25 protein-coding genes are annotated in these 22,935 nt (G+C 66.2%); 13 read left to right on the top strand and 12 right to left on the bottom strand.

Annotation, left to right across the window (positions count from 1 at the left end; genetic code table 11):
- Positions 1–220 precede the first annotated feature (220 nt).
- The 5 genes from B5D62_RS04010 to B5D62_RS04030 all read left to right on the top strand — a co-directional run bounded on the left by B5D62_RS04010 (position 221) and on the right by B5D62_RS04030 (position 4,868).
- The gene (locus B5D62_RS04010; protein ID WP_085932501.1) at positions 221–1,477 is read left to right on the top strand and encodes an ABC transporter substrate-binding protein; all 1,257 of its coding nucleotides are present in this window, start codon (positions 221–223) and stop codon (positions 1,475–1,477) included.
- Between the two features lie 67 nt (positions 1,478–1,544).
- Positions 1,545–2,414, top strand: coding sequence for a branched-chain amino acid ABC transporter permease (locus B5D62_RS04015; protein ID WP_085932502.1), 870 nt, complete (start codon positions 1,545–1,547; stop codon positions 2,412–2,414).
- Positions 2,411–3,388, top strand: a complete 978-nt coding sequence (locus B5D62_RS04020) for a branched-chain amino acid ABC transporter permease (RefSeq protein ID WP_085932503.1) — start codon at positions 2,411–2,413, stop codon at positions 3,386–3,388. The genes B5D62_RS04015 and B5D62_RS04020 overlap by 4 nt, the downstream gene beginning before the upstream one ends.
- On the top strand, positions 3,385–4,146 hold the full coding sequence (locus tag B5D62_RS04025; RefSeq protein WP_085932504.1) for an ABC transporter ATP-binding protein: 762 nt from the start codon (positions 3,385–3,387) through the stop codon (positions 4,144–4,146). The genes B5D62_RS04020 and B5D62_RS04025 overlap by 4 nt, the downstream gene beginning before the upstream one ends.
- The gene (locus B5D62_RS04030; RefSeq protein ID WP_085932505.1) at positions 4,143–4,868 is read left to right on the top strand and encodes an ABC transporter ATP-binding protein; all 726 of its coding nucleotides are present in this window, start codon (positions 4,143–4,145) and stop codon (positions 4,866–4,868) included. Before B5D62_RS04025 ends, B5D62_RS04030 begins: the two co-directional genes overlap by 4 nt.
- Positions 4,869–4,871: 3 nt before the next feature.
- Here B5D62_RS04030 and B5D62_RS04035 read toward each other — a convergent pair whose 3' ends face one another.
- Positions 4,872–5,354 carry an acyl-CoA thioesterase gene (locus B5D62_RS04035; protein WP_085932506.1) on the bottom strand — a complete coding sequence of 161 codons (483 nt, stop codon included), beginning with the start codon at positions 5,352–5,354 and terminating at the stop codon, positions 4,872–4,874.
- A gap of 218 nt (positions 5,355–5,572) precedes the next feature.
- Here B5D62_RS04035 and B5D62_RS04040 point away from each other — a divergent pair, with 218 nt between their 5' ends.
- From B5D62_RS04040 to B5D62_RS04050, 3 genes are all read left to right on the top strand, one after another.
- Positions 5,573–6,202 (top strand): PadR family transcriptional regulator, encoded by a 630-nt coding sequence (locus tag B5D62_RS04040; protein WP_231714714.1) that lies wholly within the window; start codon positions 5,573–5,575, stop codon positions 6,200–6,202.
- 86 nt (positions 6,203–6,288) lie between these two features.
- Positions 6,289–6,606, top strand: a complete 318-nt coding sequence (locus B5D62_RS04045; RefSeq protein ID WP_085933517.1) for a DUF2218 domain-containing protein — start codon at positions 6,289–6,291, stop codon at positions 6,604–6,606.
- A gap of 44 nt (positions 6,607–6,650) precedes the next feature.
- Positions 6,651–7,271 (top strand): O-methyltransferase, encoded by a 621-nt coding sequence (locus tag B5D62_RS04050; protein WP_085932508.1) that lies wholly within the window; start codon positions 6,651–6,653, stop codon positions 7,269–7,271.
- A 6-nt stretch (positions 7,272–7,277) separates the two neighbouring features.
- On the opposite strand, the gene B5D62_RS04055 is transcribed toward B5D62_RS04050, so the two are convergent.
- From B5D62_RS04055 to B5D62_RS04085, 7 genes are all read right to left on the bottom strand, one after another.
- The gene (locus tag B5D62_RS04055; RefSeq protein ID WP_085932509.1) at positions 7,278–7,694 is read right to left on the bottom strand and encodes a hypothetical protein; all 417 of its coding nucleotides are present in this window, start codon (positions 7,692–7,694) and stop codon (positions 7,278–7,280) included.
- A gap of 88 nt (positions 7,695–7,782) precedes the next feature.
- On the bottom strand, positions 7,783–9,255 hold the full coding sequence (locus B5D62_RS04060) for a DUF2252 domain-containing protein (protein ID WP_085932510.1): 1,473 nt from the start codon (positions 9,253–9,255) through the stop codon (positions 7,783–7,785).
- Positions 9,256–9,277: 22 nt separating this feature from the next.
- Complete coding sequence (locus B5D62_RS04065) at positions 9,278–10,354, bottom strand: tartrate dehydrogenase (protein WP_085932511.1); 1,077 nt, start codon at positions 10,352–10,354, stop codon at positions 9,278–9,280.
- Positions 10,355–10,423: 69 nt separating this feature from the next.
- A complete protein-coding gene (locus B5D62_RS04070; RefSeq protein ID WP_085932512.1) occupies positions 10,424–11,209 on the bottom strand; it encodes an alpha/beta fold hydrolase in 786 nt (261 codons plus the stop codon).
- A 169-nt stretch (positions 11,210–11,378) separates the two neighbouring features.
- Positions 11,379–12,182 (bottom strand): ABC transporter permease, encoded by an 804-nt coding sequence (locus B5D62_RS04075; protein WP_085933518.1) that lies wholly within the window; start codon positions 12,180–12,182, stop codon positions 11,379–11,381.
- A gap of 2 nt (positions 12,183–12,184) precedes the next feature.
- Positions 12,185–13,009, bottom strand: a complete 825-nt coding sequence (locus B5D62_RS04080; RefSeq protein ID WP_218190935.1) for an ABC transporter permease — start codon at positions 13,007–13,009, stop codon at positions 12,185–12,187.
- A gap of 2 nt (positions 13,010–13,011) precedes the next feature.
- Positions 13,012–14,004 (bottom strand): ABC transporter ATP-binding protein, encoded by a 993-nt coding sequence (locus B5D62_RS04085; protein WP_085932514.1) that lies wholly within the window; start codon positions 14,002–14,004, stop codon positions 13,012–13,014.
- Positions 14,005–14,209: 205 nt separating this feature from the next.
- Between B5D62_RS04085 and B5D62_RS04090 the strand changes: the two genes are divergently transcribed.
- Positions 14,210–15,319, top strand: coding sequence for an amidohydrolase family protein (locus B5D62_RS04090; protein ID WP_170920776.1), 1,110 nt, complete (start codon positions 14,210–14,212; stop codon positions 15,317–15,319).
- Here B5D62_RS04090 and B5D62_RS04095 read toward each other — a convergent pair.
- From B5D62_RS04095 to B5D62_RS04105, 3 genes are read right to left on the bottom strand one after another with little or no spacing between them, the layout of a single operon-like run.
- The gene (locus tag B5D62_RS04095; protein ID WP_085932516.1) at positions 15,316–16,245 is read right to left on the bottom strand and encodes an alpha/beta hydrolase; all 930 of its coding nucleotides are present in this window, start codon (positions 16,243–16,245) and stop codon (positions 15,316–15,318) included. The genes B5D62_RS04090 and B5D62_RS04095 overlap by 4 nt on opposite strands.
- Before the next feature lie 51 nt (positions 16,246–16,296).
- Positions 16,297–17,271 carry a Bug family tripartite tricarboxylate transporter substrate binding protein gene (locus tag B5D62_RS04100; RefSeq protein ID WP_085932517.1) on the bottom strand — a complete coding sequence of 325 codons (975 nt, stop codon included), beginning with the start codon at positions 17,269–17,271 and terminating at the stop codon, positions 16,297–16,299.
- Between the two features lie 56 nt (positions 17,272–17,327).
- Positions 17,328–18,242, bottom strand: a complete 915-nt coding sequence (locus B5D62_RS04105; RefSeq protein ID WP_085933519.1) for a ferritin family protein — start codon at positions 18,240–18,242, stop codon at positions 17,328–17,330.
- A 145-nt stretch (positions 18,243–18,387) separates the two neighbouring features.
- On the opposite strand from B5D62_RS04105, the gene B5D62_RS04110 reads away from it, so the two are divergent.
- The 3 genes from B5D62_RS04110 (at position 18,388) to B5D62_RS04120 (ending at position 21,241) form a co-directional block, all read left to right on the top strand.
- The gene (locus B5D62_RS04110) at positions 18,388–19,329 is read left to right on the top strand and encodes a LysR family transcriptional regulator (protein WP_085932518.1); all 942 of its coding nucleotides are present in this window, start codon (positions 18,388–18,390) and stop codon (positions 19,327–19,329) included.
- A gap of 368 nt (positions 19,330–19,697) precedes the next feature.
- Complete coding sequence (locus tag B5D62_RS04115; RefSeq protein WP_085932519.1) at positions 19,698–19,928, top strand: hypothetical protein; 231 nt, start codon at positions 19,698–19,700, stop codon at positions 19,926–19,928.
- A gap of 5 nt (positions 19,929–19,933) precedes the next feature.
- On the top strand, positions 19,934–21,241 hold the full coding sequence (locus tag B5D62_RS04120; protein ID WP_085933520.1) for an MFS transporter: 1,308 nt from the start codon (positions 19,934–19,936) through the stop codon (positions 21,239–21,241).
- Positions 21,242–21,350: 109 nt separating this feature from the next.
- Here the strand turns inward: B5D62_RS04120 and B5D62_RS04125 are convergent, their stop codons facing one another.
- The gene (locus tag B5D62_RS04125) at positions 21,351–21,908 is read right to left on the bottom strand and encodes an NAD(P)H-dependent oxidoreductase (protein WP_085933521.1); all 558 of its coding nucleotides are present in this window, start codon (positions 21,906–21,908) and stop codon (positions 21,351–21,353) included.
- An 86-nt stretch (positions 21,909–21,994) separates the two neighbouring features.
- On the opposite strand from B5D62_RS04125, the gene B5D62_RS04130 reads away from it, so the two are divergent.
- Positions 21,995–22,933 (top strand): LysR family transcriptional regulator, encoded by a 939-nt coding sequence (locus B5D62_RS04130; protein WP_085932520.1) that lies wholly within the window; start codon positions 21,995–21,997, stop codon positions 22,931–22,933.
- The last annotated feature ends 2 nt before the right edge of the window (positions 22,934–22,935 follow it).

Genomic DNA, 22,935 nt, shown 5'->3' on the forward strand with positions numbered 1-22,935 from the left:
GCGGTGCGGCAGAAATGATCGGTTGTCAGGGCGCGCGTGCGGCGCACCGAGACGGACCAAAGCCCCTATCCCAAGTGTGTTCAATCCGCGTCAAAGCATCCCTTCGAGGGCAATTCCGCGAAGTAATGATTGTCTTCCGTCTAGCAATGCATATCGTTCGCAAAGCGGGACGCGGGCACAAGCCTAAGCGGGACCTGCATTAGCCTTAGGGAGGCAAACGATGTCTGACGGGATCAGGCTAACGGCGGGTCGTCGCAAATTTCTGGCCGCCACGGCGGCTGTGGGCGGCCTTCAACTCAGCAGTCCATTCATCATCAAGGCGCGCGGCGACGTGCCAGTGAAGATCGGCTTCATCGATCCGATCACCGGCAGCCTCTCGGCCCTCGCGGTCAGCGAGGTCGAGGGCGCCAAATGGACGGTCGACCAGATGAACAAGAAGGGCGGCATTCTCGGCCGGCCGGTCCAGCTTCTGGTCGAGGACAGTGCCAACGACACCGGTACCGGCGTCCAGAAGGCCCATAAGCTGATCGAGCGCGACAAGGTCGACGTCATCATGGGCGACGTGAACTCCGGTATCGCCTACGCGATCATGGGAGTGACGTCCGACAAGAAGGTGCTGCACATCGTGCCGGGTGGCCATACCGACCCGATCACCGGCAAGGACTGCAAGTGGAATACCTTCCGCACCTGCAACACCACGGCCATGGACGCCGCTGCGGTGACGGGAGAACTGGTCAAGCGCTTCGGCAAGAAATGGTTCTTCGTCACGCCGGATTACGCCTACGGCCAGACGCTGCAGGCCAACTTCGTCAAGAACCTCGAGAAGCTGGGCGGCACATGGCAGGGCGACATGCTTCCGATCGCCAACGCCGATTTCTCGGCGACCCTGATCAAGGCCAAGGCCTTCAAGCCGGATGTGCTGCTGAACAATATGGGCGGCGCGGCCCAGATCAACTGCATGAAGCAGTTCGTGCAGTTCGGCATGGCCAAGGAGATGGCGCTGGGCGGGGCGCTGTTCGAGATCGAGGCGATCCGGTCGGTACCGAAGGAGGCGCAGACCGGCTGGTGGGTCATGGAATGGTACTGGAACCAGCCCAATGTTCCGCAGGTGAAGGAATTCGTCGATGCGATCTCACCCTCGATCGGGAACAGGAAGCCGACGGCGCGCCACTGGATGGCCTATGTCTCGCTGCAAGCGGTGAAGCTTGCGGCTGAAAAGGCCAAGACCCTCGAGGCGGTGAAGATGGCCCAGGCGCTGTCCGACCTCGAACTGCCGCCCGATGTCTCGCTGTCGCCCAACAAGATCAAGTACCGGGCCGGCGACCACCAGCTGATGAGCGACATCTTCGTGGGCCAGGTCCATCCGCCCGGGCCGGACGGACCGGACGACCTGTTCAAGGTGGAAGAGATCGTGACAGGCGAGAAGGCGGCAGGCCCAGCGGAGGAGACGGGCTGCAAGCTCGTCTGGCCCTCCTAGGCTGGCCGCAAGCGCCGCCGGATTTTCCCGGCGGCGTTTTTTTCGCACTTCCGTCCGGAGTCGGCTGATGCTGCAACTCGTCCTGTTTAATCTGACCAACGGGCTGATCGTGGGCGCCTTTTACGTCCTGATGGCGCTTGGGCTGTCGCTGATCATCAATCTCAGCAACGTCGTGAACTTCGCCCATGGGAATTTCCTCGCCATCGGCGGATACCTTGCCTACACGCTCACGCCCTATCTCGGCTTCTGGGGAGCGCTCCTCGTTTCGCCGTTCCTGACGGCTGTCTTCGGCTACGTGATCGAGAAGCTGCTGATCCGCCACGTCTATGCGCGCAACCACATCTACAGCCTGCTGCTGACTTTCGGCCTCGGCTTCATCCTGCAGGACGCTTGTCGCTATCTCTGGGGCCCCAGTCCGCTGCCCCTGGGAATTCCCGATATCCTGTCGATTCCGGTCACGGCGGACCTGTTCTTCGTCACCTGGTATCGCGTGTTCATGGTCGCCATCGTGATCGCCGCCGTCGGCGGCCTGTTCGCCCTTCTGCGCTACACGCGGGTCGGCATGCGCATCCGGGCCGGCACGCTCGACCTCGACACCGTGTCGGCGCTCGGGGTCAATGTCGCGGCGCTGCGCTCCTACAACTTCGCCGTCGGTAGTTTCCTGGCTGGCCTCGCCGGCGTCCTGGCCGCCGGGCAGATCGGGCTCAATCCCAATATGGGCGACGACCTGATCATGCCGAGCTTCATCGCCATCATCGTCGGTGGCGTCGGCAGCCTGACCGGCACGCTGCTGGGCGGCCTGCTGATCGGCGTCGCGGCGGCGCTCACGACGGTGTTCTATCCGGCCGGCGCCGAAGCGGTCATCTACATCATCATGGCGATCGTCCTGCTGATCCGCCCGCGCGGATTGCTGGGCGAGGAGGGCATGCTGACATGAGCACCGCCATGACTACCGGCCGGCCGGCCGGGACGCGCACCTACCTGCAGCTCGGCATCATCTGGGCCCTGCTGCTGACGGTGCCGCTGTGGCTGCCGATGCTGGGCGGCTACACCGCGATCGCCGGTCGCGTGCTGGTCTTCGCCCTGGCGGCGATGGGCTTCAACATGTTGCTGGGCTTCACTGGCGTCATGAGCTTCGGCCATGCGGCCTATTTCGGGCTCGGCGCCTACGGTGCCGGCCTGACGCTGAAATACGTTGCGGCCTCGACGCCGCTGGCCATGCTGGCCGGAACGCTGCTGGGCGGCATCGCCGGCACGCTGTTCGGCCTGCTGCTGGTGCGGCGTCGCGGCGTCTATTTCGCCATGGTGACGATCGCCTTCGGCCAGGTCTGCTTCTACATCGCCTACAAGTGGGACAGTTTCACGGGCGGCTATGACGGCTTGCGCGGTTTCCTGCGGGCGCCGATCGATCTCGGCTTCACCCGCATCGATATCGCGGGCAACGAGACGCTTTTCTACTTCTTCGTCCTGTTCGTATTCGGCCTCGCTGTCGGCCTGCAGGCGCTGATCCTTGCTTCGCCGTTCGGGCGAACGCTTCTGGCGATCCGTGAGAACGAACGTCGGGCGCGCTTTCTCGGCCTGCCGGTGGAGCGCCATATCTGGCTGTCCTTCTCCATCTCCTGCTTCTTCACGGCGCTGGCCGGCACGCTCTATGCGCTGTTGAACAACTTCGCCGATCCGCTCGGCCTCAACTACATCATGTCGGGCAACATCGTGATGATCACCGTCATGGGCGGCATGCGCACCTTCTGGGGGCCGCTGGTCGGCGCCGTGCTGTTCGTGATGCTGCAGGACTATGTCTCGTCGATGACCACCAACTGGATGTTCTTCGTCGGCATGGCGTTCGTGCTCGTCGTGCTATTCTTCCCACGCGGACTCATGGGCATGCTGCAGAAGAGGTCCGCCGCATGAGCGGGACGGTGCCGAAGCTGGAGGTCCGCAACGTTTCCAAGAACTTCGGTAACCTCAAGGCCGTTTCGGGCGTGTCCATGCGCGTCGAGAACGGCGAGTTGCGGGCGATCATCGGCCCGAACGGGGCCGGGAAGACGACGTTCTTCAACCTGATCACCGGCTTCTTTCCGCCGTCATCGGGCGAGATCCTGCTCGACGGCCATGACATCAGCCGCGTTCCGGCCGCGACCCGGGTCAAGATGGGCATGGGCCGCACCTTCCAGATCACCGAGATCTTTCCCGAGCTCACGGTGAAGGAGAACACGCGCATCGCCGTCGAGACCGGCCTCGGCTTCAGCCTGCGCCCGTGGCTCGGGGCCGCCGACAAGAAGCGCGTCACCGACGCTTCCGAGGAGGTGATGGCGATGGCCAACCTGACAGCCAAGGCCGATCGCCTGGTGGGGGAGCTGTCGCATGGCGACCAGCGCTCGGCGGAAATCGCCATGGCGCTTGCCCTCAAGCCCAGCCTGCTGCTCCTGGACGAACCCACCGCCGGCATGGGGGACGAGGAGACCTATCAGGTGACGGGCCTGATCCGGCGCCTCCATCGCGATTCGAAATACACCATCGTGCTGATCGAGCATGACATGCGCGTGGTGTTCCATCTGGCCGATCACATCTCGGTGCTGGCCGAGGGCAAGTTGCTGGCCGAAGGCACGCCGCAGGAGATCAGCGCCAACGAGCACGTTCAGAACGCCTACCTGGGAAAAGCCGAATGAACGCGATCGAGGTCAGCGGGCTCAACACCTTCTACGGCAAGAGCCACATCCTGCACGATGTCTCCCTCGTGGCCGAGGAGGGCAGCGTCACGACGCTGTTGGGGCGCAACGGTGCCGGCAAGACGACGATGATGCGAAGCATCATGGGGCTTACGCCGTCGCGGTCGGGCTCGATCAAGGTGTTCGGCACCGAAGCAGCGAAGCTGGCGCCTTATCGCGTGGCGCGCCTGCGCGTCGGCTACGTGCCCGAGGGGCGGCGCGTCTTTCCCAACCTCACCGTCGAGGACAATCTCAAGGTGCCGCAAGGCCATGCCGGGCCGTTCGACATCCCGCGCATCTATCAGCTGTTTCCACGGCTGGAGGAGCGGCGGCTCAATCGCGGGCGGCAGCTCTCGGGCGGCGAGCAGGAGATGCTGTCCATCGCCCGCGCGCTGCTGTTGAATCCGAAGGTGCTGATCCTGGACGAGCCATCGCAGGGACTGGCGCCGCTGATCGTCAAGGACGTGTTCCGCATCGTCACCAGCATGAGGCGGGAGGGCATGACCGTGCTGCTCGTCGAACAGAACGTGCGCATGGCATTGGAGATCGCCGACACCGCCTACGTGCTGGATCACGGTGTCGTCGTGCATCACGGGCCTGCCGCGGCCCTGGCCGGTGACGAGGGTCTGATCCAGTCGCTGGCCGGCGCCTCCGCGGAGGAGTGGGATCTCGACAAGATCTGACGCTCAGCCGCTGCGCGCCAGGCGTTCGGCCTCTTCGGACGGCGGCATCTCGACGACGTCGGCGATGGGCCGCGGGCGGCCGGTGTCGTCGATGGCGACAAAAGTGAAGACGGCGTCCGTCACCTTCACGCGCGTGCCCTGGCCCTGGCGCATGGCCCAGACCTCGATCGAGAGCGTGATCGACGTCCGGCCGGTACGAAGCAGGTCGGTGTAGCAGCAGACCACGTCGCCGACGTTCACCGGCTGGCGGAACACGATGCGATCGACGGCCACCGTCACGACCCGGCCGTTGGCCACGGTGGTAGCGGACATCTTCCCGGCCATGTCCATGAGGGACATGATCCAGCCGCCGAAGATATCGCCCTTGGGATTGGTGTCGCTGGGCATGGCCAGGATGCGCGAGGCCAACTGGCCCCGCGGCTCCAGCGCCTCGATATCCTGCGGGCGCTCCTGTCCATCGTCGCTGACATATCCGGTATCCGGCATCGGCTCCTCCGCACCATACGCTACAGGGGCGGGCGTCCTCCCGGACGGCGCCGTCCATGTTGCGGCGCACCTAAGAGTCCTATCGACAGTGTAAGGCAAATCCAAGACGAATTCCGCACTGCACAATGGCAGTCGGAGGAAAAATCAAGCGCCGCTCTTGAATCTGAGATGTGTTAAGATATATCTCAGTCATGTCTAAACATAGAGGAGCACATCAAGTGCGTCATTCCCATCATTATGGCCATCACCGGTTCCAGAGCCCGCAGGGCGAAGGCCGGTTTGGCGACAAGATCGGCCGGCTCGCGGCGCGGTTCGGGCGGCACGGATTCGGCCACCATGGCCGGGGCCCGTGGGGCGAAGAGGCGGACGAGGGCCGCGGCGGCCGCCGTCGGCGTGTCTTCGATTCCGGTGAGCTCAGGCTGGTCCTGCTCAAGCTGATCGCCGACCAGCCGCGTCACGGCTACGAGCTGATCCGCGCGATCGAGGAACTGACCGGCGGCGCGTATGTGCCGAGCCCCGGCGTCATCTATCCGACCCTGACCATGCTGCAGGAGATGGGCCAGATTGCCGAGGCGGATGCGGAAGGGGCACGCAAGCCCTTCGCCGTGACGCCGGAGGGCACCGCCCATCTGGCCGAAAAGAAGGAGGAGGTCGAGGCGCTATTCGCCCGCCTGGCCGAACTGGCCTCGATCCGCGAGCGCACCGACGTCGCCTCGGTTCGCCGTGCCATGCGCAACCTCAAGACGGCGTTGCTCTATCGTCTCGAGCGCGGCGACGTGAAGGCGGAGACCCAGCACGACATCGCGGCGATCCTCGACGAGGCCGCGCGCAAGATCGAGCGCCTCTGAGGAGGCGCTCGATGCGGCAGACCTATGTCGACGTGCTGCGCAAGCGGTACCGCATCATCGATCCCCTCAGCCAAGGACGACCTTCAATGTTCATCGCCACCGTCCGCGTGCCGACCGCGCACGCCAGCCGTTACCTCCAGCAGCTCTGCAAGCACTGGAGCCACAACCTCGCCGTCACCTTCACCGAGACCGAAGGCACGGTGACATTCCCGCGCAACGCCCGCGGTGCAGACTGGCCGGGCGACGCCACGCTGGCCCTCAAGGCGCAGCCCGACGGTCTCGACTGCCGGCTGGAAGCGAGCGCGGCGGAGCAGCGCGAGGCCCTGAAGGGCGCCGTCGCCCGACATCTCGACCGTTTCGCCTTCCGCGAGGCGCCGCTCGCCTTCGACTGGCGCGACGCCTGACGACCGACAGCAAATCGACCACAGCGTACCAGAGGAGCTTGCAAATGGATGACAGGATGAAGGCCGTTCTCGCGCTCTATCACCAGCGCATGGAGAAGGAGCGCGAGGCGATGCGCGCGGGACCGCCGCCGCACACCCTCTCCAATGCCGAGCTCGACCGCAACCTGCTGGCGGTGGGACCGGATACCGGCCGGCTGATCAACATCCTGGCTCGCAGCCTCAAGGCGCCGACCATCCTGGAGCTCGGCACGTCCTATGGCTATTCGGGCATCTGGCTGGCGGATGCCGCACGTGCCACGGGCGGCCGCGTCACGACGATGGAACTGCAGCAGTACAAGTCCGACCACGCCCGCGAGATGTCGGAGAAGGCGGGACTGTCCTCGTTCGTCGATTTCAAGGTCGGCGATGCCGTCCAGATGATCGAGGCGCTGCCGTCCGGGATCGACTTCGTTCTCGTCGATCTGTGGAAGGATCTCTACGTGCCCTGCCTGGAGGCCTTCTATCCCAAGCTCAATCCCGGTGCGATCGTGGTTGCCGACAACATGATCTTTCCCGCTTTCACCGAGGTCGCGCAGTACAGGGACGCCGTCCGGGCCAAGCCCAGGATGACCAGCATCCTCGTCCCTGTCGGATCGGGCCTCGAGATCAGCCGCTTCGACGCCTGAGGTTGCCTACTGCTGGATGATCCGGTCCTTGCCGTCGGGGCGCTCGGCGGTGTCGGGCGCCGGCGTCTGCAGGCCCGGGTCGCCCGGGCCCGGCCGCTGCATCCCCGGCGCGCCCATCCCCGGAGAGGGTGTGACCACGGTCATGGAATCCGGTCCGATCAGCATCTGCACCGGCTGACCGTCCTTGTCGCGGGCGCTGACGATAAAGGAGTTCGGCACGACCACGACATCCTTGAAGCCCTGCGCCACCAGCTTGTCGTGGATCTTCTGTGGCAGGCTTTGCGCGATCTGGTCGTTGGTAGCGGGGGCGGGGATCGACTCGGTCGAGCGCGGCACCGCTTGCCCCCACAGGGCGACCGGCCAAGCCAGGGCCACGGCGAGGGTCGCGCCGGTGAGCGCGGAAATGGGGTCGGGACGGAACATGACGTTCCTCCTTGGGTTGGGGTTCTCCTGTACGAACGACGCAGCCGCCGCGGCGTTGCCCTGAAACCGCCGGCCCCCGCGGGAACCTCTAGCCCGGCGGCACCGTCTCCAGCGATGCGGAGATGCGTCCCGCGCGCCGGGCCGCCGCGAAGCGGTCATGGTCGCGTTCGGTCTGCTCCAGGTAGGCCAGGGCGAACCGGCCGATCGCTTCGTCGAGCGTGTCGCCCTTGCCGACATAGCCTGCCATCATCGCCGCATCGCCCGACTTGGCATGCGCCAGGGCCAGGGCCCAGCCACACAGCCGGCAATAGCTGGCGAAGCCGTCGAGCGTTTCCGTCACGCCCTCGCCGAAGCGGGCACCGCCCTTCATGTCGGCGAGCTGGCGCACGTAGAACTGGCGGCCGTAGGTGGAGTCGCCCCAGCCGAGGAAGATGTCGGGTGCGCCCTGCGTCAGCCGCTGGCCGACGACGACGCGCTGGCCCTGATGCGTATAGGGCAGGCTGATCGGCGCATACGGCGCCAGTACCGAGCGCTGCGCCTCCTTGATCTGCAGGAACAGCGGATCGTCGTCATCCAGCCCTTGCAGGAAAGCAACCCAGCAGCTCGTGCCGACGCTACCCACGCCCACCACCTTGCGCGCCACATCGACGAGGCGATAGCGCGACATCAGCCGCTTGCGATCGTCGGGCAGGGAATGGAAGTAGCTCCTGAGCACGTCGTCGATGACCTCGGCCATCGGCACGCCGTCCTCGCGATGCGTCTCGCGCACCAGCACTGGCGCGATCTCGATCAGGCGATGTTGGCCGGCGACATCCTCGGTCAGCTTGTCGAGCGAGCGGATATGGCCCTTGGCCCGGGCCTTGTCGAAGATCGCCTCGATCTGCGTCCGCAGTCGCGGGGAGGCGGCATCGAGGATCGTGCGATCGTCGATCTCGTCGTACCAGACCTCGAGGAACGGCATCTCCGCGTAGCCGCGCAGCCGCTCGCGCCAGGACGCGACGGCGGCGCGCGCCGCTTCCTCGGCGCCGACGCGGTCGGCGCCCATGTCGCTCGCGGCGACGGCGGCGCTGGCGGCCAGTCGCTTTAGGTCCCACTCCCACGGTCCGGGATGGACCTCGTCGAAATCGTTGATGGCGAAGATCAGCTTGCGCTCGGCCGAGGCGAAGACGCCGAAATTGGCGACGTGCATGTCGCCGCAGGCGACCACGTTCAGCCCGGTCGCCGGTGTGGTGGCGAGATCGGCCGCCATCACAGCGGCCGCGCCGCGCAGGAAGGTGAAGGGCGAGGCCAGCATGCGTGCGTTACGCAGCGGCACCAGCTTCTGCACCCGGGTCGCGTTCTGCGCCATCAGGATGTCGACCGGATCGGCGCGATCGGCTCTGGGCGTCCAGGCGGCGTGGCTGGTGCGCGGCACCGTCTTGCGCAGCTGCCGCCCCATCTCCATCCGCTCCGCCCGCGAGGGCCGGGACCCGGTAAAGTTCTGCAGCGACCCGAGCTGGTCGCGATGCGAGAGGAAGCCGAAGAAATCCTGATCGATGTTGTTCTTGGGAGCCGAAGACATTGTTCGATCTACGGCGTTCCGGTCACGCATTCGCCCCGTGGATCGCGGCGATCACGGCCGCCGTCACGTCGGCGGTGCGGGCGGTGCCGCCGAGATCGGGGGTATGGAAGCGCTTGTCGGCGGTGACGCGCTCGATGGCGCCCATCAGGCGGGCCGAGGCCGTGGGCTCGCCGAGATGGTCGAGCAGCATCACCGCCGACCAGAAGGTGCCGATCGGGTTGGCGATGCCCTTGCCCATGATGTCGAAGGCCGAGCCATGGATGGGTTCGAACATGGACGGAAAGGTGCGCTCGGGATTGAGGTTGGCGGTCGGCGCGATGCCGAGCGATCCGGCCAGCGCGGCGGCGAGATCCGACAGGATGTCGGCATGCAGGTTGGTCGCCACCACCGTGTCGATGCTGGCCGGCCGCATCACCATGCGCATGGTCATGGCGTCGACCAGCATCTTGTCCCAGGTGACGTCGGGGAACTCGCGCGCGATCTCGGCCGCGATCTCGTCCCACATCACCATGGCGTGACGCTGGGCGTTCGATTTCGTCACCACGGTGAGCAGCTTGCGCGGCCGCGACTGCGCCAGCCGGAAGGCGAAGCGCATGATCCGCTCGACGCCGGCGCGGGTGAACATGGCGACATCCGTTGCCGCTTCGAGCGGCGAGCCCTGATGGACGCGCCCGCCGACGCCGGCATACTCGCCCTCCGAGTTCTCGCGCACGATCACCCAGTCGAGTTCCTTGTCGTTGACCGCGCGCAGCGGCGAGGTGATGCCGGGCAGGACGCGCGTCGGCCGCACGTTGGCATACTGGTCGAACGGCTGGCAGATGGCGAGCCGCAGGCCCCACAGCGTGATGTGGTCGGGAATGTCGGGATGGCCGGCGGAACCGAACAGGATGGCGTCGTGATGCCGGATCAGCTCGCGGCCGTTCTCCGGCATCATGCGGCCGTGCTTCTTGTAGTAGTCGCCGCCCCAGTCGAAGGTATCGATGCGGAAATCGAACGTGCCGACGCGCTTGGCCAGCGCGTTCAGGACCTCGGTCCCCGCGGAGACGACCTCGCCGCCGATGCCGTCACCGGGAATGGCCGCGATCCTGTAGGTCTTCATCTCGAATCTCCATGAGTCGTCGGGACCGCCATCGGGTCCGGGAATGTGCAAGCCATTGAGGGACGGGTTCTAGTCCGCCGCTGCGCGATGCCCGACGGCAGCGCTCGCCGCCGGCTCGTTCGCCTTCAGGAAGGTCCGGATGTGCCGTACCGCCAGCGGGATCTTCTCCTTCACGTCCTTCCAGGGATACATCGAGACCTGCGCGTTGGGCGCCAGCATCGCCGATTCCATCGCCACCGCGTAGGGGTGGGGCGGGATGTCGTCGGGCAGGATCAGGACCGGCGTGTGGCAGGCGCGCACGAAGTCGCGCGTCACGGTGAACACGAAGTCGGCGCGGTCGCGATACATGGCGGTGAGGAACGCGCTGACCTGGTCCAGGGTGATGTCGGGCCGCTTGGCCGTGATCTTCGGCCCCCAGTTGGCGATGTTGTTCTGGTAGAACTGGTCGGGCAGCTCGGGCCGATGACCGCTCGGCTGCGTCAGCACCGCGGCGACCACGCGATCGGGCGCGCGTTTCAGCAGATTCCAGATGAACGGCCCGCCGATGCAGTAGCCCAGCACCATGAACTGGCGGATGCCGAGATGGTCCATCAGGCCGAGATGGTCGTCGGTGAAGGAGTCCCAGGGCCGGTCGGCCTCGAGCGGACCGGACGACTGGCCGTCGGGTGCATTGCGCAGATCGGCGCCGATGCAGCGATAGCGGTCCTTCAGCTCCTTCATGGCATTGAACGGATGGGTGGCGTCGAGCCCGGCGATGGTCGAGTTCAGGCCGCCGCCCGGAATGACCAGCAGCGGGAAGCCGGAACCCATCTCCTCGTAATGGATGCGGACGGGGCCTCGTTCATAAATGGGCATGGGCGATTCCTCCTGCGCCGCATGGTGGCACGGGCCGGGGAGGGGGTGAAGGTTTGATTGACGCCAGCCCTCGAAGCCGCCTTGTCCGCCATCAACTCTTCGTCAGAGACACCGACTGTCGGTAGGGTGTGATGAGACGACCTGCTGCGCCGGCGGCCTCTGTGCCAGATCAACTGCCTGAGGAGGCGTAACGTGCCATGCCGGCCCGCCAGGCGAGGAACGCAAGCGCCAGGAAGATGAATCCCGCGGCCGGTGTCAGTGGCAGAAGCCAGTCCGGCGCGCCAAGGGGATCGGGCCGCTTCAGGACCGCAAGCACCGGGTAATAGGCCACGCAGGCGAGCGGCACCGCGAATGTCAGCAGACGCCGGAACCAGGCCGCGTAGATGTTGAGCGGATACTGCGCAGCCTGGACACCGCCGTAGCTGATGACGTTCGCAACCTCCAGGCTTTCGACCGTCCAGAAGGCGAGCGTGGCCTGCAGCACGAGGATTCCTGCGAACAGAGCCACGCCGCCCGCAACGGCCCAGATGGCTGTCACGATCGTGCTCACGTCCCAGGCGATCGGCACGAGACGCGTTGACAGGATCAGGACCAGCGAGCCCTGCAGCAACCGTCCCAGCCGCGAAAGCCTCACTTCGTGGCCGGCAAGCTGCAGGGCGGCGGCGCGTGGCCGTAACAGCAGGCGGTCGAAGGCGCCCGTGCGTACGAACTCTGTCCCGAAGACCTCGAAGCCGCGGGTCAGCAGGTCGGCAACCGAGAACATGATGTTGACCAAGGCATAAAACAGGGCGGCTTCGCCAAACGACCAACCTCCGACCGGACCGAAGCGGGCGAACAGCGCGTAGACGGCCAGGATCTCGATCGCCGTTGCCGCACAGTGGCCCGCCGTGAGCATCAGGGTCGATGCCGGATACTGTGCCTGGGCCCGGAGGGAAGCGGCGACATAGCGGGCATAGAGGGCAAGCGCATTCACGATCATCCCCCCTGCATTTCGAGCCGGCGCATCATGCGACCCATGGCGAGGCGGCCGACGCCGATCAGCACCAGGGTCCAGGCGGCCTGCAGCGCCAATCCCTGCGCCGCTTGCATGCCGTGCAGGTCCGCAAAGTAGATCCGGAACGGGATATCGACGAGGCCGGCCAGCGGCTGCAGGTGCAATAGAAGGCGCGCTTCGTCCGGGAAGAAGTCGAGCGGCAGCAGGCTGCCGGAAAAGACGATCACAAGCGGGGCGAGAACGGCGTTCACGCCGCGCTCGTTGAGGCTTGCCGCGACAACGATATTGGCCAACGTGAGAATCGACGCGCTCAAGGCGACCATGAGCACGAAAGCCGGTACGAACAGAAGAGCGGCCGCGAGACCTGTGGGCGGTCGCCATGACCAGGCCTCCAGGCCGACGCACGGCAGCACGATGGCAGCCGCCAACACCATCAGCGCCGCACGCGGCATGACCCGGGCAAGCATCCAGCCCAGGGTGCGCACATACCAGTAAGCATAGGTATCGAGCGGCCGGAGTCGGTCGTAGCCGACGGCGCCGCTGCGCACGGCCTGGCCGATCTCCGGGTCGGCGAGCCAGGGCATCAATGCCAGCAGCGCCTGGCCGAGCCAGACATAGGTGACGGCATTGGCAAGGCTGATCGGCGCCGCCGCTGCATTGGCGCCATAGAAAGCGGCAAAGACCATGATGCGAATACCGCCCCACCAGCACTGCGTCGCAAACCCCGCCAAGGCTGCCGTGCGATATTGCAGCATGAGCTGGAAGCGGGCGCGAAGAGCCGCAAGATAGGGGCGAGGGGCGCGCATCGTCATGCCTCGTGCGCGTCGTGAAGCTCGTAAAGGCGCGCGATCACTTCCTCGATCGCCGGTTCTTCGACATGGATGTCGTCGACAGCATGCGAGCTTGTGATGGCCGCGATCAGCTTCGGCGCCGGAAGGCGTCCCGGATTGAAGGTGAGTTCGAGCGAACGGCCTTCCCGCGCCTTGATCGTGACGCCGTCGATGTCGAGCATCGGCGCGGGACCGACAAAATCGATATAGAGCCGTCGTTCGGCGAGAACGCCGGCACGCAGGCTCGCGAAGGGGCCGTCGACGAGCAGGCGCCCGTGGCCTATCACGATGACGCGTTCCGCCAGCGCCTCGACATCGTGCATGTCATGAGTGGTGAGAAGCACGGTTACGCCTTGCTCGCGATTGAGTCGGCGCACGAACTCGCGCACGGCCAGTTTCGACGGTGCATCGAGCCCTATCGTGGGCTCATCGAGGAAAAGGATCGTGGGGTCGTGCAACAACGCGGCGGCGAATTCCGCGCGCATGCGCTGGCCGAGCGAGAGCTGGCGCACCGGCTGGTCGAGCAGCGGTTCGAGCCGCAGCATGGCCACGAGCTCGTCGCGGCGGCGCCGATAGCGGGCCGGCTCTACTCGGTAGATATCGGCCAGCAGGTCGAACCCGTCGATGACAGGCAGATCCCACCAGAGCTGGCTGCGCTGACCGAACACGACGCCGATGCGGGCGACATGGTGGATGCGATCCTCGTATGGCACCAGGCCGTCCACTTCGACCCGGCCGCTCGTCGGACGCAGGATTCCCGACAGGATCTTGATGGTGGTCGATTTTCCTGCGCCGTTTGGCCCGATGAAGGCCAGCAGTTCGCCAGCCTCGAGGCTGAACGAGACGTCAGCCAGAGCCCAAACTTCCCGCCATTGCCGATGCACGAGGCCACGGACGGCACCAATCAGACCTGGTGTCCGCTCGGCAACGCGATAGGTCTTGGCCAGCGCCTCGACGAGGATCTGGGGCATGACGGCAATCCGCCGGTTTGTCGCAAAGGGCGCGGAACGTATGCGGAGGCTGCAGCCCGGTCAAGGTCACATGCCGCAGGCGTGGGCTCTGCCGTTTCCTGTGCCCTCGGGGGGTAAGGCACCATCAACACTTCGTCAGGCGACGCCTGGCGGCCGTCGGTGTAGGCTCCGGCTGCGTTTGGCCCAGTCTGCGGGAGATCTCGACATGATGACCAGCGGCGCGACATCCATCGGTTCGAGGTTCAACGGCATCGCCTTCACCGGCTGTCCCTTCGCCGCGCCGAGACCGGCACCGCACGCTGCCGAGCAGGGCCACGGACATGCGCACGCCCACGCCGGCGCCGGTTCCCGCCGTCGCGAAGTGGTGGTCAAGGGCACGCGCGTGAAGACCGTCGATATCCATGCCCATTGCGCGGTGCCGGCGGCGATGGCGCTGGTCAAGCATCCGCTCGAGGCGCCGGGCTTGCTGATGACCGATGTCGATACCCGGCTGGCGGCGATGGATGCGCAGGGGATCGATGTCGAGGCGCTCAGCATCAATCCGTTCTGGTATCGCGCCGAGCGCGACGTCGCGGCGGAGCTGATCAGGCTGCAAAACGAGACGCTGGCCGAGTATTGCGCCGAGCAGCCGGAGCGCTTCGTCGGCTTCGCGACCGCGGCGCTCCAGCATCCCGATCTCGCCGCCGAGCAGGTCGAGCATGCGGTGCGCCAGCTCGGTTTCCGCGGCGTCGGTGTCGGCGGCAGCGTGGCCGGGTTGGAACTGGCCGATCCGAAGTTCCATCCCTTCTGGGCCAAGTGCGAGGAGCTGGGCGTGCTGGTGTTCCTGCATCCGCTCGGCACGCGCGAGCTGGAACCCAGCGGGCGGCTCGGCGGCTCCGGCCTGCTCACCAACACGATCGGCAATCCGCTCGAAACCACCCTCGCGCTGTCGCACCTGATCTTCGAGGGCACGCTCGATCGCTTTCCGGGACTGAAGATCTGCGCCGCGCACGGCGGCGGCTTCCTGCCGTCCTATGCCAACCGCTCCGACGCCGTGATCCGCACCTTTCCCAACCGCGTCGGTCCATTGCCGAAGAAGAAGCCGACGGCCTATCTGCGCGACGGCCAGCTCTTCTTCGACACCATCGTCTTCACGCCCGAGGCGTTGTGCCACCTGATCGCCGAGACCGGCGCGAGCCAGATCATGATCGGCACCGACTATCCGTTCCCCTGGACCAGCACCGAGATCGACCTCGTGCTGAACACGCCCGGCCTCAGCGACGACGAGCGGATCGCGATCCTGGGCGGCACGGCGGCCAAGCTGCTCGGGCTCTAGGCTCGCCCTTCCTGATCGAAGAAGTCGAGGATGATCCGCCCCAGCGTTTCTTCCTCGGTGTTGAAATGGGCCACGATCGACATGTGATTGTGGCCCTTCATCTGCACGAACCGCGGCGCGCGTCCACGGGCCTGGGCCAGGCGATGCGCGAACTCCAGGGCGTAGACGTCGAGCAGCGGGTTCTCGAACTCAGCCGCCGCGACCAGCACCGGCAGATGGCAGTGCGTCGCGTGCGAGACCGGTGAGCGGATGTCGTAGAGACTGGAATCGTCGCCGAAATAGGCGCGGACGCCCATGGCGTTCGGATTGACGGGCGACTGGTCGGCGCGCAGCCGGGCCGAGATCAGGACCACTGCCGACACATGCCGGCCGAGATAGCCGAGGGCGGGATCGCAGGCATAGCTCGCGACGTGCGTACCGCCGGCGGAATGGCCGATCAGGAGCACGCGCCCCGGATTGCCGCCGTGGCTGCCGATGTGGCGTTGGACCCAGTCGAGGGCGAGGGCAAGATCGTGCGCGCCGGCCGGATAGGCAGCCTCCGGCGCCAGCCGGTATTCGATGTTCACGCCGACGAAGCCCTGACGCGCGAACCAGTAGAGGACGTTGTCGTAGAGCTCGTCGGTGGTGCGTTTGGCGCCGCGGACGAAGGCGCCGCCATGGACGAACACGACCACCGGCGCGGTCTTGGCGTCGACCGGCCGAAATATGTCGAGCACCTGTCGGGCGTGATCACCGTAGGCGACATCGCGCGTCACGGCGATGTCGGCTTTCGGCGCCCGCGCCAGCACGGGATCATAGGCGTCCTTGGTGCGCTGGCTGTAGAAGGCGATATCGCTCGCCCATCGCGGACCGATCTCGGCCAGGGCGGCCCGCAGCGCATCCGTCGCTGCAGCCGAGGTGTCGACGGTGGAAACGTCAGGGGACATGAGGGACGCGCGGCAGTGAGCGAGAGGGGGCTTAATGGAGCCGGCGACACGTCACGGCGCGAGGCCGTAGCGCTTGATCACATCGGCCCATTTGACCGACTCGCTGCGCGCATAGGCGGCGTAGGTCACCGGATCGCCGCTTTCGAGTTCGGCTCCGAGCTCGCGCAGGCGCGCCGTCATTTCCGGTGTCTTGAGGATGTCCGTGATGTCTGTATTCAGGCGCGCCAGGATCGGCGCGGGCAGGCCGGCCGGCGCGAACACCCCGAACCAGGCGGTGACCTCGTAACCGGGCAGTCCGCTTTCGATCATGGTCGGGACGTCGGGCAGGAGCGAGCTGCGCGTCTTGCTCGTGACGGCGAGCGCCTTGAGCTTGCCCGACTTGAGATAGGGCAACGTCGTCGTCTGCAGGTCGAACATCATCGGCACGACCCCGGCGATCACATCGTTGAGCGCCGGCGCGCTGCCCTTGTAGGGAACGTGGAGCAGGCGGATATGGGCTTCCGACGCCAGCAGCTCCCCGGCCAGGTGGTTCGAGGTGCCGGGCCCAGCCGAGGCGTAGCTCAGCCCGTCGGGCTGCGCCTTGGCCTGGGCGATCAGCGCCGCCACGCTGTCGATCTTGGCGGCCGGATTGACCGCCAGCACGAAGGGGATCGAGGCGAGCGGCGAGACTGCGGTGAAATCCTTCAGCGGATCGTAGGCCACCTTGTTCATCGCCGGGTTGATGGCCTGCGAGCTGACCGTGCCGAGCAGCAGCGTGTAGCCATCGGGTGCGGCGCTCGCCACGACCTTGGTGCCGATGGCGGTGCCGGCGCCGCCGCGATTGTCGATCACGACCGGCTGGCCGAGCCGCTTGCCGAGTTCCGCGCCCACGGTGCGCGCGAGGATATCCGCCGACCCGCCCGGCGGGTAGGGAACCACCAGGGTGATCGGCCGGTTCGGATAGGCGCTCTGGGCCTGGGCGGCGACGCCCAGGACAAGCGCGACGACGGCGGCAATGCCGGACAGGACGGTGGAGAAGCGGGTCACGGGATCCTTCGACGAGGGGCGCCGATCGTGGCGATGCAAGGTTGGGGCCGGGGAGATCAGTGAGTGGCCGCGCTCGGGCGGTCCACTTCCGCGATTTCGGGAATGACGACGCCGTAGGGCGCGACATCCTCGCGGATCTGGTCGACGCCGCGCTTGATGATGGAGATCTCGTCATCGGGATGCGTTGCGCCGAGGCCGTACTCGGCGGCGAGGGCGCGGTTGCGGCCGGCGCGCTCGCGCTCGGCCGGTGGCAGGTTCACGACGGCGTAGACGCCGTTGAGAAGGCTGCCGCGCAGCTTCTTGGCGAACTTCTCGCCCAGCAGGCGGCGGTCGTCGGCCGACAGTTCGGCGAAGAAGCGCCGCATGATGATGCGCCCGAATTGGATATGCCGCGCCTCGTCGCGCAGGATGAGCTGACAGGCGAGACGCACCGACTCGAAGCGGGCATTCTCGTAGCGCGCCTGGAGGAGTTCTCCCGAAAGCTGCTCGAACAGCGTGTTGACGGCGAGGCCCGCGTAGAAGCTCATCGCCTTTTCGTCGCGCTCGTCGTGGAACTTCGGGATGATGGCCTTGAAATATTCCGCGCGCGGTTCGTCGTGATAGCCGGCGAGGCCGTTGGCGATCAGGAACGATGCCTCGTGATGGCGCAGTTCCTCGGCGATGAAGTTGGTGATCTGCTGTTTGATCTCGAACGGCTCGTGGCGGAAGATCGCCTCGCGCAGCCGTTCGGTGCCGTAGGGCACCGCGCCATGTTCCATCCAGGCGCGCAGGCTCCACCATTCGGCACCCGCCGCCCGCACTTCGCTCGGGAGGTCGGCGTTGCGCAGGTCGCTGAAATCGATCGACGTCGGATCCCAGGCCAGTTCGCGCGCTTGTTCGCACAGCCGCCAGACCTCGGGATATTCGACCTCCGACCGGATCGGATAGGGATTGGGGACGGGGGTCAGTTCTTCCAGCAAGGAGGGCTGCATGGCGGTTCCACGATCGCGAATGAAAATGATAGGCGGATGCTCCGGCAGGCCGGTCGATCCGTCCAATACCGTTTACGTGCCCTGGTGATAGCGATTCACGATCACCGCCATGGACCGCGCCGGATCGAGATCCTAGAGTGATCTCATGGATTTGCGCCGACTGAGGCAGTTCGTGGCGGTGGCGGAGGAGCGCAGTTTCCGCCGCGCGGCGGAGCGCCTGAACGTGTCGCAGCCGCCGTTGAGCGTGGCGGTGCAGCGGCTCGAAGCCGACATGGGCGTGACGCTGCTCGATCGCACCCGCCATCACGTGCGCCTCACCGTTGCCGGCGAGGCGTTCCTGCGCGAGGCGCGGCGGACGCTCGCCCATGCACAGCTCTCGGTCGAGGTCGCCCAGCGGGCCGCCGTCGGCAAACTGGGGACGCTGCGCCTGTCCTTCGTGCCCAGCGCGGCGCTCGACGTCGTGCCCCGGCTGCTGCGCGCCTTTCATGCCGACTATCCCGACGTCAAGCTGATGCCGAGCGGCGAGACGACGTCGCAGCAACTGGCGGCGCTGCTCGGCGAGACGACGGATGTCGGCATCGTCGTGCCGCCGCTTCACGACGCGAAGGACCTGCGCGTCGAAAATCTCTGCGAGCAGGAGCTGATGCTCGCGGTTCCGCGTACCCATGCCATCAGCAATCAGCGCCGCGTGCAGTTGCGTGACCTGAGCGGCGAGGCGTTCGTCGGCTTCTCCTTCAAGGAAGGGCCGGGGTTCGAGAGTGTCGTCGTCGCCGCCTGCCAGGACAGCGGCTTCATCCCGAACTTCGTCCAGGTCGCGCCGCAGATGCAGACTGTGCTCGCCCTGGTCGCGAGCGGCATGGGCATCGCCCTTGTCCCGCAGGCGATGCAATCGGTGCAGATGGAGAATGTCGCCTATGTCCAGGTACGGCGCGGCATCGTGCCAGTGAAGTATGCCTTGGGCATCGCCTTCCGACCTTCCAACGACAATCCGGCGTTGGGCGCCTTCGTCGCCCTGGCGCATCGCCTGCGGCGGGAGTTGAACCGGGCCCCGCTTCCGCGCGGCAGATCTCCTGGGGCGAAGCGGTGAGGGAGTCGGGAAGCGGCCCGTCTTCTCTCCTGAACACCTCGCACGTCTCGTCGTTCATGGGAAAGTAGCACTCCCTGCGCATTGCCGCTGCGCTATCTCCCGGCTCAACTGGGTTCCGGCGAGTTCAAGGAAGCTGATGTGGCGCCGGGAACAATTCGCCGCCGATGCAAGCCGCGACGGCGAAGAACCCGCCATTTCCGGAGGCTCATGAGGTGCGATAGGACGCTCGATTTCCTGCCCATGACCACCTGGCCTGTAGTTGATTGATGCCACCCGCGCCGCGATAGTGCCGGCCAAGCTTGCTAGTAAGAAGAGCCGCTGCCTGGAGGATCGAAGATATTGAAAGCCGTGTTCACCGGGTCTTTGCCGTGCGTTTGATCGAGCCGGGACGCCAGCGGTTGACCATCCCCTGCGAGTTCGTCTCGGGAGACGAGGCCGACATCGTCAGCCAACTTGGCGATGCCGACATTCTTGTTTCGATGGCTTTTACGCAAGAGCTGGCGGCCGCGGGCAAGAGGCTTCGGCTTGTGCAGGTGCCGGGAGCCGGCCTCGATCGCATCGGCGAGCAGCCGCTTGGTCTCGTTTCATCGGCGGCATGACCCGGATGCAGCCAACGTCGAGACACTGGTCGGCCAGACTGCCGTTCTATTATGGATGGTTCATCGTCGGCATCGCATTCGTGACGATGGCGATCGGAGTGACGGGACGCACGTCCTTCTCGCTGCTCCTGCCGCCTCTGATCGACGAGTTCAAGTGGGATCGCGGCCTGGCGGCTGGTGCCTTCTCCTTCGGCTTTCTTGTCTCGGCCATCCTAAGCCCGTTCGTTGGCCGGGTGGTGGATGCACGTGGCCCACGCATCCTCATCCTGATCGGTGTCGTATTGATGTCGGCCGGCCTGATGCTGGCGCCATACGTGACAAGTCCCTGGCAGCTTTACGCCACTCTGGGCCTCGCCGTCGGCGGCGGCGCCAACATGATGACGTACACCGTGCACTCGCAATTCCTGCCGCACTGGTTCGTGCGACGACGCGGGCTTGCCATCAGCATCGCCTTCGCAGGCGCGGGCGTCGGCGCCGTTCTGCTGCTGCCGTGGTTGCAGACCATCATTGTCACGGAGGGGTGGCGGGCATCGTGCGTGGCGATGGGATGGTTGGTCCTGCTCGGGATTGCGCCGCTGGCGCTGTTCGTGAGGAAGGGACCGGCAGACGTTGGACAGAATCCGGATGGCGATCGCGCGTCCCCCGGTATGCTGGCCGCGCGGCGTGCCGCGATCACCGATCACGCCTGGGCCGCGACCGAGTGGTCACTCCGCCGCGCGATGCGCACGGCGCGATTCTGGTGGCTCTCGCTTGGCTATTTCCTGGCACTCGTCGCCTGGTACGCCATACAGGTTCACCAAACGACGTACCTCGTCGAGATCGGCTTTGCGCCGCTGACGGCGGCATGGGCGCTCGGCGCGGTGAGCATTATCGGCATTCCCGGCCAGATCCTCCTGGGGGCGTTGTCGGACCGCGTCGGCCGTGAGTGGATATGGACAGCGGGCTGCCTCGGGTTTGCCCTTGCCTACGCGGCGCTGATCGGGCTCGAACATTGGCCGTCGCCGGCATTGCTTTATTTCATGGTGTTTGCACAAGGGTTCCTGGGATATGCGCTGACGTCCGTCATGGGGCCGATCGTGGCGGAGATCTTCGAGGGACCACATTATGGTTCGATCTTTGGAGCCATCAGCGTCTCGTTGATCGTCGGCGGCGCCGTGGGTCCCTGGATGGCCGGTGCTATCCACGACGAGACTGGCAGCTATCGGCCTGCCTTCCTTCTGATCATCGGCTTCTGCCTCGTGTCCATGATGGCGATCTGGATCGCGGGACCGCGCAAGATCCGGCCGGTTCAGGGACGGGCACGGCCGTCATGATACGGTAGTCCGTATTCCGGCGAGCTTTTGCGACAGGGGAGAAGCGCAGCCGGGCCGGTATGCGAGCGCCTCGTGCCGAGGGCGATCTCGTCGCCGCGCATGCCGCGGTTCACGCGGCAACTTCCAACCGCCGCTCCCGCATCGGTGCCGAAAGGATTGCCGATCTGTAATCCTCGCCCGCCCGCGTCAGCGCAGCGTCATCGAGGTTGCGCACATCGTGGAGCGCGAACGGAGCCTGCCACCGCCAGCCGCATTTGCGCGCGGTGGCCCGGAGAGGCGCAAACAGCTCATCGATCGTCGTTCCGGCCGGGTTGCCCGATTGATAGCTCGCCGGCGGACCGCCCGTCGTCGTCGCCGCGAGCACCGGCAGGCCCGCCGTCGCCGCGGCGATCTCCGGCTCGCGATAGAAGAGCGGCGTCAGCACCGCATCCTGCCAGTGCTTGAGCAGCGGCGGAGTCGAGTACCAGTAGAGCGGGAACTGGAGCACCAGCCTGCCGGCGCGCAGCACCCGCGCGCGCTCGACCGCGAAGTCGATCCGGCCATCGGGATAGAGCGCGTAAAGCTCGGCGACCTCCAGTCCGGGCAGATCGTTTAGCCCCGCGAGCAGCGCGCGGTTGACTCGAGAGGCGGCAAAATCGGGATGGGCAAGCAGCAGCACGGTGGTCACGTTCAAGGCCTCCTGACACGCCGTGAAAATGGCGGCCCGGCAGACATTGTTCAAAATGATGTTTGTTATGATATGCCATTCACCAGATGAAGCTTCGTGGAATCGACCTCAACCTGCTCGTGATCGTGGATGCGCTGCTGGACGAAGCGCATGTCGGTCGGGCTGCCGAGCGGCTCGGCCTGTCCCAGCCCGCGGCCTCGAACGCGCTCGCCCGGGCGCGGGCGCTGTTCGGCGATCCGCTGCTGGTGCGGGCGTCGCCGGGTGGGCTTCGCCGGACAGCGCGCGCCGACGCCATGCGCGAGCCGCTGCGGGCGGCTCTCGCCGAACTGTCTGTCATCGTGTCGGCCGGCCCGCCGGACCTGGCCGATCTTCGCGGCGCGGTGCGGCTCGTCGCGTCCGACGTTCCCGCCGTCACCCTCGGCGCCGCCTTGACGGCGGAGCTGGCGAAGCGGGCGCCGGGAATCGACCTGATCTTTCATCCTTGGCACGTCGGCAATGAAATCGAGCGACTCGAACGCGGCGAGGTGGACCTCGTCGTTACCGTCGCGTCCGCCTCCGGCGCCTCGCTGCGGACCGAACCCCTCGCCACATACCCCTATGTCGTCGTGATGCGACGCGACCATCCGGCGGCAGCCGGTGAGACGCTCGACCTCGACCGCTGGCTGGCCTTTCCCCATGTCGTCGTTTCCGGCCGTGGGGATCGGCAGGGGTCGGTCGAACCGGCGCTCGCCCGGATCGGGCGCCAGCGACGCGTCGCCGCCGTCGCGCCCACGTTCCTGCACGCGCTAGAGCTGTTGTGTGACACCGACCTCCTTGGCGCGTTTCCGTCGGGCGTAATGGCGTGCACGGCCGCGGCGCAGCTGACGTCGCGTGCGGTGCCGATCTCCCTCGAGCCGGTTTCGCTTCACCTCGTCCGGCACAGTCGTACCGACATGGATCCGGCAGTGACGCTGGTCGCCGAGCTGGTGCGCGCGGTCGCGCCACGACTGGACGGTCAGGAATTCAACGACGCCATGGGCTCATGAGT

This window comes from Enhydrobacter aerosaccus (genome assembly GCF_900167455.1).
GTDB lineage: Bacteria > Pseudomonadota > Alphaproteobacteria > Reyranellales > Reyranellaceae > Reyranella > Reyranella aerosaccus.